This is a genomic window from Kitasatospora sp. NPDC058048, from assembly GCF_042885555.1.
Lineage (GTDB): Bacteria > Actinomycetota > Actinomycetes > Streptomycetales > Streptomycetaceae > Kitasatospora > Kitasatospora lactacystinica.
The window spans coordinates 1-12,156 of the sequence record NZ_JBHVRT010000022.1; the positions used below are offsets into that span (position 1 = coordinate 1).

Genomic DNA, 12,156 nt, shown 5'->3' on the forward strand with positions numbered 1-12,156 from the left:
GGCAGTCTCAACATCTGGTCAGACCTGGAAGACTGACCGGGACATCGCTCCGGCCCCACCGCTCACGCGGTGGGGCCGGACTCGTTTGAGTCCCGCCCCGGCCGCCAGCGGGGCGGTCCTGGCCGGCGGTGGCGATGCACTCAACGTCCAGCTGATCGGCAAGGTCGGCCAGCACCGCGCCGAGCCCGGTGGCGGTCACCGTGTCCAGGCCGGGCACCCCGCGCTGCGCCCAGACCTGCCAGGTGGCGGCGATGCCGCGCAGCAAGGCGGTGACGAGGTCGGCAGGGACCACGAGGGCACCGTCCTGGTCGCGGTGCACCGAAGACCGTACAGACCCAAGCTTTGCTGGGATTTCGATTTCGGCCAGCATCTCTGGGGATGTGGCGTGCTGATGCACCGCCGTCGCAGGCGGTGCATCGCGTTCCACAGTTTATTCGCTCTGGACCTGTGCCTTGTTGATGGCGGCTTGAAGTTGAAGCCAGGTTGGATCTGTCGCGCTGGCTGCGGTCACCGTTGCCAGATCGTCTGCTTCCCATGTGCGGGTTCCGTCGGTCAGGACAAGGTGCGTCTCCAGGTCGTCGCCGTCGTCCGGAATCTCGGCGGTGGCCTCCAGGAACGCTATGGCTGCAGCCCTTGAGACGTCCCTGCTTGTGGTGCGGGTTTGCGTGGAGCCGGAGAGCGTGGAGCCGGTCAGCACGGACAAGAGCACCAGCTCTCCCTCACTGCCGGCAACGAGAAGCTCGCCGGTCGCCGTGACGGCCAGCGCGGACAAGCGGGGCCCGGACAGCACATCGTGCTCGACCGCTTGCCGGGTTTCGAGGTCCACCTCGACCAGCGTCCCCGCAGGCGTTGCGATCCACAGCACGCCCGGTTGCGGTCCGAAGGCGATGTTGTGACGCGACCAGGCTTCCATCTGGTCAAGCCACTTCTGCGGGTACGGATAACCAGGGCTGGGGTCGCCGAGGGTTGTGGCCAGAACCCGGTGCAACGAAGGAAACTCGAATACCTCCACCGAATTGTCGTACGCGTTGCCACGAACCGCCATATGACGTCCGTCCGCGCTGAAGAGCGGAGTCTCGTAGCCGTCACAGTCCAGGATCAGCGCCCGGCGGAGGGGCCGCATCGCGGCAGGTGCGGTCCCCCGATCAACGCGAGCGAAAAGGCAGTGCGTGGCCCCCTGATCGCTGGTGAGCGTGGCGACAAGTCCGCCCCCGGGATGCTCCGCGACTCCTGTGTCCCACGGGGGTCCGGCACCGATGGCTCCGGAGGCAAGGTCAAGGACGTCCGAGCTCTCCCACCCGCCGCCTTCGTCACGAAACGACGGTGAAGCCCACAGGGCCTGCCCGTCCGGGCTGAAAGCCAGACTGCGGTAGGAGGCGGTGGCTGGAGCGCCTTCCGGTTCGGAGACCCCAGCAGGAGTCCATTGCCGTAGTCCGTCTTCCCCTGTCACGACAAGCAGTGGCTGGTGCGGATGCCACGCCACAGCGGGCGTCTGCTCTGCCCGCTCCCACCCAAAGGTGTCTCCATAGGCATTCGACGTGAGGCTCACGGAGCAGAGTTCGCGTAGCTGCCCCGCGCCGCAGTCCCAGATGTGGACTGCCGGACGCTCGGAGTCCGAGCAGGCCACCAGCGGAAGCCGCGGATGGCATCTCAGCTGTTCAAAAGAGCGTTCGCCGCCAACCAGCGCACGTGCCACTACTTCAAGATCAGTCACCCCAGCACCGTAGTTCTCGCCGGCCTGCGCGGCGAGGCCCTTACCGGCATGCGCTCCCGCTGAGCCTGGACGCGCTAGTTGAAAGCAGTAGGGCCCGGCGAGCTGGTGGTCTCTGGCCGATGGGTCACGCTTGTTGGCACCATGCGGTCATGCTTCATGCAACCAACTCCGAGTTGTCAGTCCTCTCGTTCGCAGTTCGGAAGGGGCCGACCGAGCTGCACGGCCTGGACTCAGGGCCCAAGTAGGTCAGCGCCAGGCAGTAGGTCCCGCAGTTCGGCAGGCACATTGGGCGCATTTCGCCAGGCGCCTGCGATCGCGAGAAGCGCCTCCCACGCGACCTCGGCGGCGGCGCCGGGCCGGCCAGTGTCGAGTTCGGCGAACAGCCGCTTGCAGAGGAGGTTGGTGACGTCATACAGGGCGCCCGAGGCACGGGCCGCATCGGCCACGCCCGAGTCCGAAGCATGAGGCGGCTCGCCGGGAAGCCGAATGGCAACCGAACCAGCGGAGCAACTCCGCCCATGAACGAAGTCCCGCAGAGCGCCGAGTTGATCTCGGGTCGGCAGGGACTGCTGGACAGCGCGCTCGGTCACGAACCGACTCTATCGACGCCGGCCCTGCCTGCCACGCCTGATGCCGATTCCAACTCTCGTGACCAGGTGCCAACTAGCGCGTCACGGCTCACGCGCGGCGCAGACGTGAGCGCCGGCCCCGCCAACTCCAGCGCTCACTCGCCAACTGAAGCGCTCAGTCACATTTCGGCGACACGGGGCCGCCGGCGGGGTAGTCCTACAGCTCGACGTCCATCCACGCGACGTCGTTGAGCTCGACGTCGAGGCCGCGGGCGCGGTGCCCGTTGTCCTTGAAGTAGTGCTCGCGCAGGCCTTCGGCGAGGATCCGCTCCTGCTCGGCCTGGCTGGCTCCGGCGTCCCGGGCCTCGTAGAGCCGCTGGGCGACGGCGTCGGGCATCTTCTGCGTGATCATGCGCTCGCGCGGGTCGTCGGTCGAGCCGCCGGCCGCCGAGTAGCCGAAGGTCGCCTGGATGTGCAGCATGAAGCCGTTATTCTCGGCGTCGCGGCGCACCCGCTGCTTGACCCGCGGCTGCCAGCCGGCGCGGACCTTCTGCTCGATGGCTTTCGCTGCGGCTGGCTTCGGGGCGCCCTGGCCCTTGAGCCAGCGCTGCACGGTGCGCTGGGAGACGCCGAGGTCCTGGGCGAGCTTCCTGGTGGAGGGGCATCGGTCCTTCCAGCCGCCCCTGGCCGGGGCTGGCATCGTGTCATGGCGGCCGTGTCGGCAGCGGCCCGCCCGGCAGGTGCCGACGGGCCGTGCCTGGAGCAAGAGGGTCCTTGGCGCCCTTGAGCAGGAAGCGCAATGTGGGGAGATCGACGAGGGCCTGGAGCGCGCGGAGCGCACCAAGCCGATCCCACAGTCCGTCCCGGCCCGGTGACGACGCCTCGGCGCCAGCAAACCCCAGGAAGGCTGTTCAGCCGCACGACCGGTCAAGATCATGTGGCAAACGCTCAAGATCGGTTGGCACAGGACAGGGAACTCACCCAGCGCCCCTTCGAGACCGCCGTGGTGTACGCCGCGCACGGCGACGGCATCTTCCGGTTAGGGCGGCACTGGGCAGGACGCCGGGCTACGGTGACTGATCGAACCCTGCCACCCACGGAGGAGATGCCGCCATGGTCCACCCGACCATCACCCGCCTCTCGGTTCTGCTGGGGGAGCCGAGCACCTCGGGCGACACCGTCGACTGGGAGGAGCTGGCCCGGACCACGGGCCTGCGCCTGCCCGCTGACTACCGTGACTTCGTCGCGCTCTACGGCGGCGGCGAGCTGGACGAATACCTCGGCGTCAGCACGCCGCCGGTGGACGGCTCCCCGTACGGCGACCTCGTCGACGGGCTGGACTTCGACCCCAGAGAGGAGCCGGCGGCCCTCACCGGCACCGCGCCGGAGAACCTGGAGGAGGGGAGGCTTCTCCCTTTCGCGAGCAGCGTCAATAGCGACGTGGCCTTCTGGCTCTGCGACACCCGGGACCCGGACCGCTGGGACGTCGTCGTCTTCAAGCGCCAGCCCCTCTACGGGGAGGAACGCTGGGTCCGCTTCGCAGCGGGCTTCGGCGACTTCCTGGTCGGCACCCTCTACGGCACGCTGCCGAACCCCTTCAGCGACAGCGGCTTCGCCAGGCCCCCGCATGCCTACCGCAACTGGCGGCAGCCACTGTGACCCGCACGGCGTTCACGCGAGGCTGCCGGCGGCCTGGCCCCCTGGCTCGGCTGTCGAGCTTCTGCCTGCGCACGCCGCTGCGGCCAGGGGTCTGAGCAGGGCTATTGGTTGTCAACGGCCATCTCGCTCGCCCCACTGGCCGCCTCGGGTCCGCTCAGCGGCGGGGGTGGTGGTGGATCTGCCGCCGCGGCGGAGGAAGTCGTTGATGGCGGTGTAGGTGAGTGGCGTGTCGTGGTCATCCATCATCCGCGCCCAGCTGTGCGCGGTCGACCGGCCGGCCCCGGCCAGGGCTCGGATGCGGCGTCTGCCGCAGCAACTCGCGGACCGCCGGCTCCACGGCGTCCACCGCCGAGCCCTTCAACGGACGCTGGTAGACCGGTGGCCGGTCCGAGGCCAGGGCCCGCGCCACGGTGCCCCGGGAGATCCCCAGCTGTCGGGCCACCGCCCGCGCCGACAACCCCTCGGCCCGATGCAGCCGACGGATCTCAGCCCAGTCCTCCACCCCGATCACCTCTTCCCTCCTGACTCCCGTACCAGTGAAGTCAGGATGATCAAGAGATCACGCAGTGACCCGCCTTTGATCCGCCGTCCGTGGCCCTCGTTTCACCCGTTGCCGACACTGGGGACTACGCCGCCGGACGCCGTGGGAGGCGCCGCCGTCGCATCGCCCGGCGTGTCGCCGTCGGTGCCAGCCCCACTCCCACGCTCAGGACGACCGTCGCTGCGGCCAGCAGGGTGGACCGCCAGGGCCAGGGCGCGCCCGTCAGTTCCAGATGGGCCGAGGGGTACTCGGAGAACTTCGCGGTGGCCAGCGCCGTACGGCGGTCGCTGTGCTCGGCGAGGTCCCGCAGGACGGGATCGAAGCCGAACTCCCCGGACCGCCGTCCCCCGCCGGGCAGTTCGGCGGTGAGCCCGTTGCGGCGGGCCCAGCCGCTCAGCACGGTGCCGAGGCCGGAGGCGTCCCTGACGCCGGGCACCACGAAGCGGTCCGCGCCGTGGGCGTCCCCCGTCGCCGGCCGGGTGACGAGGACCAGACCGTGGCGGGTGGTGACGGTGTCGCCGGCGCCGATCACTACCGTCCGGGTGGCGAAGGAGACTCCGCCGTACCCTTCGACGGCCGCGGCCGCGTCGATCTCCTCGACCCCGTCGACCAGGCCGATGGCCGTAGTGGGTCGCAGCCACGGGAACGTGGCGTTGAGGGCGTACGGCAGGTCGCCGAGGGTGAGGTGGTTGGCCGGTATCGCGGTCGGTCCGTCCGGAGTCCAGCCGGGGTAGGACAGCCCGGTGCCGATACGGGTCGCTTCCGTCTCGCCGGCCAGCTCCTCGACCACCCGCAGGGCGCCCACGGTGCCGGAGGTGACGCCCGCGGTGGTGGTCACCCGCCCGTCCTCGACGTAGCGCTGCCCGCGCTTCCAGTTGACCTTCGGATAACTGCGTTCCAGGGAGCCGATGTTGGACCAGAACGACGTGGCGTCGCGGCCGTCGAGCAGACCGGAGGCGGCCAGCAGCTCGGAGCCCGCGCACACCCCGAGGATCCGGGCGCCCTTGCGGTGGCGTTCGACGATCCACCGGCGCAGGCCCTCCTCGCCCGCGCCGGTGGGGTCGGTCACCGCGGGCACGACCACCACGTCGGGTTCCGGCAGGGTGCCGTCCGCCACCTCGGCCAGCGTGTGGTCGGGCAGCAAATGGGCGCCGCCGGACAGCGGGCTGACACGGCGTTCGGCGGCCACCGTGTAGACGAACATCTCCCGCGACTCGGCGAACACCTGGTAGGGCGCGAGTACGTCGGTGGCCACCGAGCCCGCGCTGCCGACCGCGACCGCCACCGTGATCCGGCCGGGTGGCACCGGCCGGGCGGCCGGCCACGCCCTGGCACCGGATCCGCGGGGGGCGGCGGCGAAGCTGTCGGCCATCGACGCGCTCACCCCCGCGAAGGCGATCCCCGCGAAGGACGCCGCAGACAGCGCCGTGGCCAGCAGTACCCAGCCGATACGGCGCAGGGCCCGGTGCCCCTTGCGCGCCTCGGAACCAGAACCCACCTCGGAACTCACTTCGGACAACACATACCTCGACAATCCGGGCACCGATCGGCAGCGTGGTGCCGCCGGCCCTCGTGGAAACGACTTCATGGAAACGGGGAAACCCGTGGAAACGCGAAAGCGGAAGAGGCCGGGGGAGGGAGGACGACGGCCCTCACGCAGGGGCCGGGTCCGTCAGGCGGTCGGCCGCAGCGGTGCGCGCAGCCGCGAGGGAGGGGCTCCGAAGGCGTCGGCGACCACCCGGCGCAGCTGCCGCGCGTCGCGGAAGCCGCAGCGGGCCGCGACCGCCTCCACCGTCAGATCGGTACCGGACAGCAGGGAGCGGGCCCGCTCCAGCCGCAGTTGCCGCTGGTAGGCGAAAGGGGTGATGCCGGTGACCGCGGTGAAGGCCCGCGTCAGACCGCGCGGGGACAGCCCGGCGAGGCCGGCGAGTTCCCGCAGGGTGAAGGCGGCGTCCAGGTGCTGGGCCAGGTGGTCCTGCACCCGGTGCACCGCGGGCTGGACGTGGTCGCGGTGCCGCAGGAACGGACTGATCTGCGTCGCGTCCCCGTCCCGCCGCAGGTACAGCACCAGTTCGCGGGCGACCCGCGCGGCCAGTTCCGGGCCGCGGTCCCGCTCGACCAGGGACAGCGCGAGGTCGATCCCCGACGAGATCCCCGCACTGGTGCTGATCCGCCCGTCGTGCACGTAGAGCGCGGCCTCGCGGACCCGGGCCCGCGGGTACCGCTCGCGCATCGCCGAGGTGAGCGACCAGTGGGTCGTGCACGCCCTGCCGTCCAGCAGTCCCGCTTCCCCCAGGACGGCGGCACCGCTGCACACCGACGCCACCCGGGCACCCGCGTCGTAGGCCTCGCGGACCCAGCGCACCACGGCGGGCTCGACCAGCCGGTCGGATCCGGTCAACCGGGGCCCCGGTACGAGCACCAGATCGCCGGCCGTCGGCCGGGTCGTCGGCAGCGGTGCCAGACCGGCCAGCCGCAGGCCCTGGGCGGACCGCAGGCCGTCTGCCTCGCCGACGTACTCCAGCCGGTAGCCGCCGCCGAAATGCGCCGCGGCGTCGAACACCTGCACAGGACCACCGAGGTCCAGCAGGTTCACCTCGGGCAGCACCAGGACCAGGACCCGCCCGGTGCACCCGTTCGTCTCGTCGCTCACCCCGCCACGGTAGGCCGGCCCGGGTCGCCCGCACGAGGTCTCCCGGGGGCTGGTATCGGACGGATTCGGCACTCGGAGGCACCGGCGCGACCCCAGATGCGGTTGCAGTATTAACTGATCGTTTCAGAATGCTGTCCTGCGGAGATACCGGCGGCCCATGGAACAATTCCCTCAGCCACGATCTCAGGGGGTGACGCCGTATGGAACGGGTTGGGGCTGCACAGGACCTCGTGCTTGGTTACGTCCACGCCCTGAACGCGATTGGCGAGGCCATGAGGGCGGCGATTCCATCGCTTGAGCGGCTCGCAGATGTCCTGGGCCTGGTCCGTTCACGCCGGATCATCAGCCGGAGTGGGCACATCGGCACCTTCTCCTACACGGTTCATGGGGCAGGGTGCCGCTTCGTGCACGACGACGGCGCTGAGGTCGATGTGGACTTCGCAGCAAACGGGAGCGAGATTGTCGACCTCTGGCGGCTGCGCCGGTATGGGCTGAGCTTGCCAGAGCCTCTTGACGTCACGGATGAGGACCTGCGGGCCGCAGTGCGGTCGCTGCATCCGCTTCTGATCGAGGTGCGGCCGGGTTGGTTCAGCGTAGCCAGCTGATCACTTCAGGATGAGGTTCGCAGGCGGCGCAGGCATATGAGGCTGCAGGCCCGGACTGGGCAAGGTGCGCTGGGTAGTCGAGCAACCGCCTGGCTGCACCAGTTCAAACGGCTCCGCACCCGCTACGAGCGACGCGCCGATCTCCACCCAGTCGATAGAGAAGTAGACGTGCCTCCCGGACGCCGAAGGCCATCCACGGGTGGCTTTCGCGCGAGGCCCGGCCGCTCGACGACAAGCTGCGGGCAGGACCGTCTGTGCCCGCCGGATTCCCCCGAACCGGCCCCGGCCGGCGATCGGCTCTGGCACGCTCACCCGAATGCAGTAGGCTCCGGGTCACCGGGGCCTCACACAGAGTCAAATTCCGGGTCGGGGTGGGGCAGTGCAGTACACGATCAGCGCGACGGCGTTCCTCGCGATCATCATCTTTCTCCGGCTCCGGCGCCGTACCGAGGCCCGTAGCCGCGCCGACGAGGCGCTCACCGTCTTCACCGCCGTCACTTTCGGTGTCCTGATCGCCGCCACCTCCTGGGGCCGCGCCATCCTCCAGCTCGTCGGCGTCGCCGTCGAAGCCACCCACTGACCCCGCCTCCGGCCGGCGAACGGCGGGCCCCGCTCGAGCACCGGGGACAGCCACTCCAGCATCCGGTCGGCGATCCCCGGGGCACCGGCTCGCAGAACCCCTCCACCGGCAGTTCGACACACTTACGTTCGCGCTGCTGGCGGCGTGCTCATCGGCGTCCGGGGTCAGGGTGTCCTCGATCGCGGGGCTGGTGGGTGTTCTCGGACTCGCGCAGCCAGTTGTAGTCCTGGCGCAGGCCGGCCTCCCACCCGGCGGCGGCCTCACCGAACAGGCCGGCGAGGAAGTCCAGCTCGTCGGTGCGCTCGCGGACGGCGGCAACGAAGGTGTCGTCGACCCGGGCCACGACCTCCTGATTGTGGCGCTCCTGCTCGCCGACTCCCCCGCCCGCCGGGCACCGCGGAGTACGGCTCGCCCGACCTGCGGCGGATGCACGTCGGCCTCTACCGCGTCATGTACGAGATCACCGAGGCCGCCGGCACCATCGTTGTGATCCACCTCGGCCGCACCGGCTGACCGACCGCGCAGGCCCAGGCCGGGCCCGTCGAATCCCCGACGGGCCCGGCCTTCGCCGTCGCGGAGAAGAACGGTCGGCGGCGGATGGAGAACCCTCCGTTCCGGACACCTCGTCGCCGAGGTGCGCGCCCTCCTGCAGGCCTGCGACCGCTCGGCAAGGCGAGCGCAGGGACGGTCCTGGAGTTCGGGGCCCAGGGGTAGCGGGCGTCACCGGTGACATCCAAGGGGGTGGCGTCACCGATGACGCCACCCCCTTGGATGCCAGCCGGGTGTCGGTGGTTGGTGTGGGGAGCCCGGCTGGGGCTGGTCTGGTGTGCGGCTCAGGTGTTCAGGTGGGGCGCTGGTCGATGATGATGCGGAGTCGGGGCCGGTCGGGTTCGGGGGTTTCGGTGGTAGCGGTGACCGGCTGGGTTTTGCGGACCTCGTGGGCGATGGCGGTGTAATAGGCCAGGGCCAGGGCGCGGTCTTCGATACGGGCCAGGTCGCTGCCGGCGAGCCAGTAGGCGCTGTAGAGGGCCTTGATGACGGCCATGAGGCTGGGGCCGGGCAGCAGGACGACGACCATGTCGGTCTTCTCCTGGGTGATGCCGGCGGGGAACTGGAAGTGCGGGCTGGCGGCCGCGGCGCGGGAGCCGATGAACTGCCAGGCGTGGGGGTGGCAGACCAGTTCGGCGGAGCCCACGCACGCCGCGCTGGTCAGGGTGTGGAAGAGGTCGGCCTCCAGGCGGCTTGTGCCGATCAGGGTGTCCGGCGCGGGCGCCGTGGTGGAGGCCGGGCGGGCGGTGGCGGCCTCGGTGGCGGGCAGCAGGTCGCCGACGGCCGCGGTGAGTTCGGCGACCATGCCGGCCTCGGACGTGGGGCCGACCGACTCGTTGCTCGGCTCGTCGGCGGTCTGGTCGGGCACAGTGGTCTCCTTCATGGGCAACGTCGGCTGGGCGGTGCGGTCGGTGGAGGTCGGCTGGCCGGCCGCAGTGACGGCCTGCCCGTCGGTGGCGGTCGCGGCCGGCTCCTGGCCGCTCCAGGCACTGTCGCGTCCGGGCAACGGGCCAGGGCCGGCGGGAACGGCGGGTGTACTGCTCCCGTGGAAGAACGGCGGCGGATCCGGGTCCCGGCCGGGGTCGGCGGCCTGCTGCGCCGACCGCCCGGCGCGGGCGTCGTCCAGTTGCCGGCGCAGATCCCGAATCTCCTGGCGGGCCTCGAGCAGCTCCTTGCGGTCGCGGCCCACAGTGCGGCGCAGCTCGTCGCGGACGTCCTGCAGCTCCCCGGTGACGGTGGCTGTGAGCTCGGTGCGCAGTGCGGTGTGGTCGGCCCGCAGGGCCGCGTTGTCGGTGCGCAGCTCTTTGAGGCCTTCGCGCAGGATCTGCCCGACTTCGGTCCGTAGGAGCTCGACCTGCCGGGTGGTGCCCATCATCTGCCTCCCCCTTTTCGATGTGGCACGGCGCTGACCGTGCCGGGTCAAGAGTGGCGGCCGACCGACGGGGTGGTGGGTGCTCGGGCGAAGGTGACCCGATCCAAGGCATCACTGTCCGGAACCAGATCGTCACACTGTTCGACGGGTGTGACGGAGCGCCATGGTTTTGCGGGTGATCGTTCAGAACTCCCTGGTCAGCGCGGTGGCGGTGAACCGCAGTTTGCGAGGGCGGAGCACGAGACCTTGCGAGGGCCCGCCTCCCCGCACACCGGGGAGGCGGGCCCTCTTTGCATGCCCCGGACCAAGGAGGGGCCGATGCCGGTGCAGGTCCGGGCGCAGATCAACCAGTCGAGAGTTCGCCCGAGGTCGGCCCGGCCGGATGGATGCCTCGGCCGTGCATGCGGTCGAACCATGTCGGATCGATTGCCGGATGGAGTACGGTGGCGCGCAGGCGGCGCCTGGTGAACCGTTGGCCGGCGTTGGGTTGGGGGGCAACGTGTCGTTCACTGTGGCAGCTTCTGCGTTGCTCCTCGTGCTGGCCTGGTTGTGCCTGGGCGGATTACGGGGCCTCAGGCGCCTTCTGGGTCGGCCTTGGCGGGCCTACCGTTCCTGGAACCATCGCCGCTACCTTGCCGGCCTTCCCGCTCCTTCGGTCGTTCCGGAGCATGTGCCCGCACGGGCACGTGAGCTGCTCTCCGTCATCTGCGCACGCACCGGTCCCCAGCGGCACGTCTCTCTCGGGGACTACTTCGCCGCCCGCGGCTGGAACGAGGCGGACGTTCGCCTGGTCACACGCGAACTGCTCAACCGGGGGCTGGTGATCGGTCACCCGAGCTCCCGTCAGTACTACGCGCCCACGCCCCTGGGCGCCGACTTGTACGGAAGGGACCTCATGAGCGACCCGCAAGGCATCAACATCAACGCCACCCACGGTTCTACGGTCTTCGGGGTCAACGTCCACAGTGAAGGCGCGACCGTCCAGGTGGGCGCCGGAAACCACGCGGCCCCCCGACCGTTCGACTTTCCCACCCTGGTGGCAGCGCTCCGTGAGGACGCGGCCACTGCCCAGGAAATCGAGGCGCTCGCCGCCCGCGGCCACGCGGACGACCTCGAGGAGGCCGTCGCGACCAACGACCCGGCGCGTATCGACCGGGTGATCGGTCGTGTCAACGCCTTGCTCGTCGCAGCCACCTCCGCCTTCGCCATGACGCGAGGACTCCTGCCGCCGCTCTAGTTGTATTCGAACCAGGTCAGGATGGCCTTCACCCGGCGGTTGTCCTCGCCGGAGGGCATGCCGAGTTTCAGGAAGACGTTCCCCACGTGTTTGGCCACGGCGGCGCCCGAGAGGAAGAGCTCTGCCGCGATCTCCGCGTTGGAGCGGCCTTCGGCCATGAGAGCGAGCACCTCCTGTTCGCGGGCCGTGAGCCGGGCGAGCGGGCCCTGCGGCGGGTCGGCGCGGGTGACGTGGCGGACCACCTCGGGGTCGATCACCACGCCGCCGCCGGAGACCGTCTCGACGGCCCGCAGGAAGTCCGCCACTCTGCCCACCTTCTCCTTGAGCAGGTAGCCGACGGCCCCGTCGGCGCCCGGGCCGTTCAGGAGTTCGCGCACGTACGGGCCCGTGACGTAGGCGGAGAGGACCAGTACCGGCAGGTCCTGGTGCCGCGACCGAATGTCGATCGCGGCCCGGAGTCCGTCGTCGGTGTTCCCGGGCGGCATGCGGACATCCGTGATCACCAGGTCGGGGGCGGCTCCGGCGGCGATGAGGTCGTCGACGGCGGCGACCAGTTCGTCGGCGTCCTCGCATTCACGGATCACGTCGTGGGCACTGGAAACCAGGATCTCCCGGATTCCGGCGCGTATCAGCAGACTGTCGTCCGCCAGGATGATTCTCACAATCGATTTCCCATC

At 70.3% G+C, this 12,156-nt stretch carries 13 protein-coding genes and 3 pseudogenes; 6 read left to right on the forward strand and 10 right to left on the reverse strand.

Annotation, left to right across the window (positions count from 1 at the left end):
* Positions 1-7: 7 nt before the first annotated feature.
* The 4 genes from ACFVVA_RS22935 to tpg all read right to left on the reverse strand — a co-directional run bounded on the left by ACFVVA_RS22935 (position 8) and on the right by tpg (position 2,983).
* Complete coding sequence (locus ACFVVA_RS22935; protein WP_387692089.1) at positions 8-370, reverse strand: DUF6213 family protein; 363 nt, start codon at positions 368-370, stop codon at positions 8-10.
* Positions 371-430: 60 nt separating this feature from the next.
* Entirely contained in the window at positions 431-1,714 is a 1,284-nt protein-coding gene (locus tag ACFVVA_RS22940) for a hypothetical protein (protein WP_387692091.1), read from the reverse strand.
* Positions 1,715-1,944: 230 nt separating this feature from the next.
* On the reverse strand, positions 1,945-2,304 hold the full coding sequence (locus ACFVVA_RS22945; RefSeq protein WP_387692093.1) for a hypothetical protein: 360 nt from the start codon (positions 2,302-2,304) through the stop codon (positions 1,945-1,947).
* Between the two features lie 196 nt (positions 2,305-2,500).
* A complete protein-coding gene (gene tpg, locus ACFVVA_RS22950) occupies positions 2,501-2,983 on the reverse strand; it encodes a telomere-protecting terminal protein Tpg (RefSeq protein ID WP_387692095.1) in 483 nt (160 codons plus the stop codon).
* A gap of 413 nt (positions 2,984-3,396) precedes the next feature.
* Here tpg and ACFVVA_RS22955 point away from each other — a divergent pair, with 413 nt between their 5' ends.
* Positions 3,397-3,942, forward strand: coding sequence for an SMI1/KNR4 family protein (locus ACFVVA_RS22955; protein ID WP_387692097.1), 546 nt, complete (start codon positions 3,397-3,399; stop codon positions 3,940-3,942).
* A 298-nt stretch (positions 3,943-4,240) separates the two neighbouring features.
* Here ACFVVA_RS22955 and ACFVVA_RS22960 read toward each other — a convergent pair.
* The 3 genes and pseudogenes from ACFVVA_RS22960 to ACFVVA_RS22970 form a co-directional block, all read right to left on the reverse strand.
* A pseudogene (locus ACFVVA_RS22960) lies at positions 4,241-4,453 on the reverse strand (helix-turn-helix domain-containing protein); the annotation flags it as partial.
* Positions 4,454-4,568: 115 nt separating this feature from the next.
* On the reverse strand, positions 4,569-5,981 hold the full coding sequence (locus ACFVVA_RS22965) for a DJ-1/PfpI family protein (RefSeq protein WP_387692099.1): 1,413 nt from the start codon (positions 5,979-5,981) through the stop codon (positions 4,569-4,571).
* Positions 5,982-6,155: 174 nt separating this feature from the next.
* Positions 6,156-7,136, reverse strand: a complete 981-nt coding sequence (locus tag ACFVVA_RS22970; protein WP_387692101.1) for a GlxA family transcriptional regulator — start codon at positions 7,134-7,136, stop codon at positions 6,156-6,158.
* Between the two features lie 200 nt (positions 7,137-7,336).
* Between ACFVVA_RS22970 and ACFVVA_RS22975 the strand changes: the two genes are divergently transcribed.
* The 3 genes and pseudogenes from ACFVVA_RS22975 to ACFVVA_RS22985 all read left to right on the forward strand — a co-directional run bounded on the left by ACFVVA_RS22975 (position 7,337) and on the right by ACFVVA_RS22985 (position 8,321).
* Positions 7,337-7,741, forward strand: coding sequence for a DUF6896 domain-containing protein (locus ACFVVA_RS22975; protein WP_387692103.1), 405 nt, complete (start codon positions 7,337-7,339; stop codon positions 7,739-7,741).
* A gap of 52 nt (positions 7,742-7,793) precedes the next feature.
* Positions 7,794-7,888 (forward strand): annotated as a pseudogene (locus ACFVVA_RS22980) (IS5/IS1182 family transposase); the annotation flags it as partial.
* A gap of 232 nt (positions 7,889-8,120) precedes the next feature.
* Complete coding sequence (locus ACFVVA_RS22985) at positions 8,121-8,321, forward strand: hypothetical protein (RefSeq protein WP_387692105.1); 201 nt, start codon at positions 8,121-8,123, stop codon at positions 8,319-8,321.
* 148 nt (positions 8,322-8,469) lie between these two features.
* Here the strand turns inward: ACFVVA_RS22985 and ACFVVA_RS22990 are convergent, their stop codons facing one another.
* Positions 8,470-8,664, reverse strand: coding sequence for a hypothetical protein (locus ACFVVA_RS22990; protein WP_387692307.1), 195 nt, complete (start codon positions 8,662-8,664; stop codon positions 8,470-8,472).
* A gap of 35 nt (positions 8,665-8,699) precedes the next feature.
* Here ACFVVA_RS22990 and ACFVVA_RS22995 point away from each other — a divergent pair.
* Positions 8,700-8,834: pseudogene (locus ACFVVA_RS22995) on the forward strand (type II toxin-antitoxin system RelE/ParE family toxin); the annotation flags it as partial.
* A 328-nt stretch (positions 8,835-9,162) separates the two neighbouring features.
* On the opposite strand, the gene ACFVVA_RS23000 reads toward ACFVVA_RS22995, so the two are convergent.
* Positions 9,163-10,245: a hypothetical protein gene (locus ACFVVA_RS23000; RefSeq protein WP_387692107.1), complete on the reverse strand. Its 1,083-nt coding sequence runs from the start codon at positions 10,243-10,245 to the stop codon at positions 9,163-9,165.
* 430 nt (positions 10,246-10,675) lie between these two features.
* Here ACFVVA_RS23000 and ACFVVA_RS23005 point away from each other — a divergent pair, with 430 nt between their 5' ends.
* Entirely contained in the window at positions 10,676-11,479 is an 804-nt protein-coding gene (locus ACFVVA_RS23005) for a hypothetical protein (RefSeq protein ID WP_387692109.1), read from the forward strand.
* On the opposite strand, the gene ACFVVA_RS23010 is transcribed toward ACFVVA_RS23005, so the two are convergent.
* Positions 11,476-12,144, reverse strand: a complete 669-nt coding sequence (locus ACFVVA_RS23010; protein ID WP_387692295.1) for a response regulator — start codon at positions 12,142-12,144, stop codon at positions 11,476-11,478. The two genes, ACFVVA_RS23005 and ACFVVA_RS23010, sit on opposite strands and share 4 nt — an antisense overlap.
* Positions 12,145-12,156: the final 12 nt, after the last annotated feature.

Excerpts from the sequence above, each read along its gene's own strand:
- ACFVVA_RS23005 (WP_387692109.1), top strand. The coding sequence starts at position 10,676 with ATGGAGTACGGTGGCGCGCAGGCGGCGCCTGGTGAACCGTTGGCCGGC.
- ACFVVA_RS22935 (WP_387692089.1), bottom strand. The coding sequence starts at position 370 with ATGCTGGCCGAAATCGAAATCCCAGCAAAGCTTGGGTCTGTACGGTCT.
- ACFVVA_RS22955 (WP_387692097.1), top strand. The coding sequence starts at position 3,397 with ATGGTCCACCCGACCATCACCCGCCTCTCGGTTCTGCTGGGGGAGCCG.
- tpg (WP_387692095.1), bottom strand. The coding sequence starts at position 2,983 with ATGCCAGCCCCGGCCAGGGGCGGCTGGAAGGACCGATGCCCCTCCACC.
- ACFVVA_RS22975 (WP_387692103.1), top strand. The coding sequence starts at position 7,337 with ATGGAACGGGTTGGGGCTGCACAGGACCTCGTGCTTGGTTACGTCCAC.
- ACFVVA_RS23000 (WP_387692107.1), bottom strand. The coding sequence starts at position 10,245 with ATGATGGGCACCACCCGGCAGGTCGAGCTCCTACGGACCGAAGTCGGG.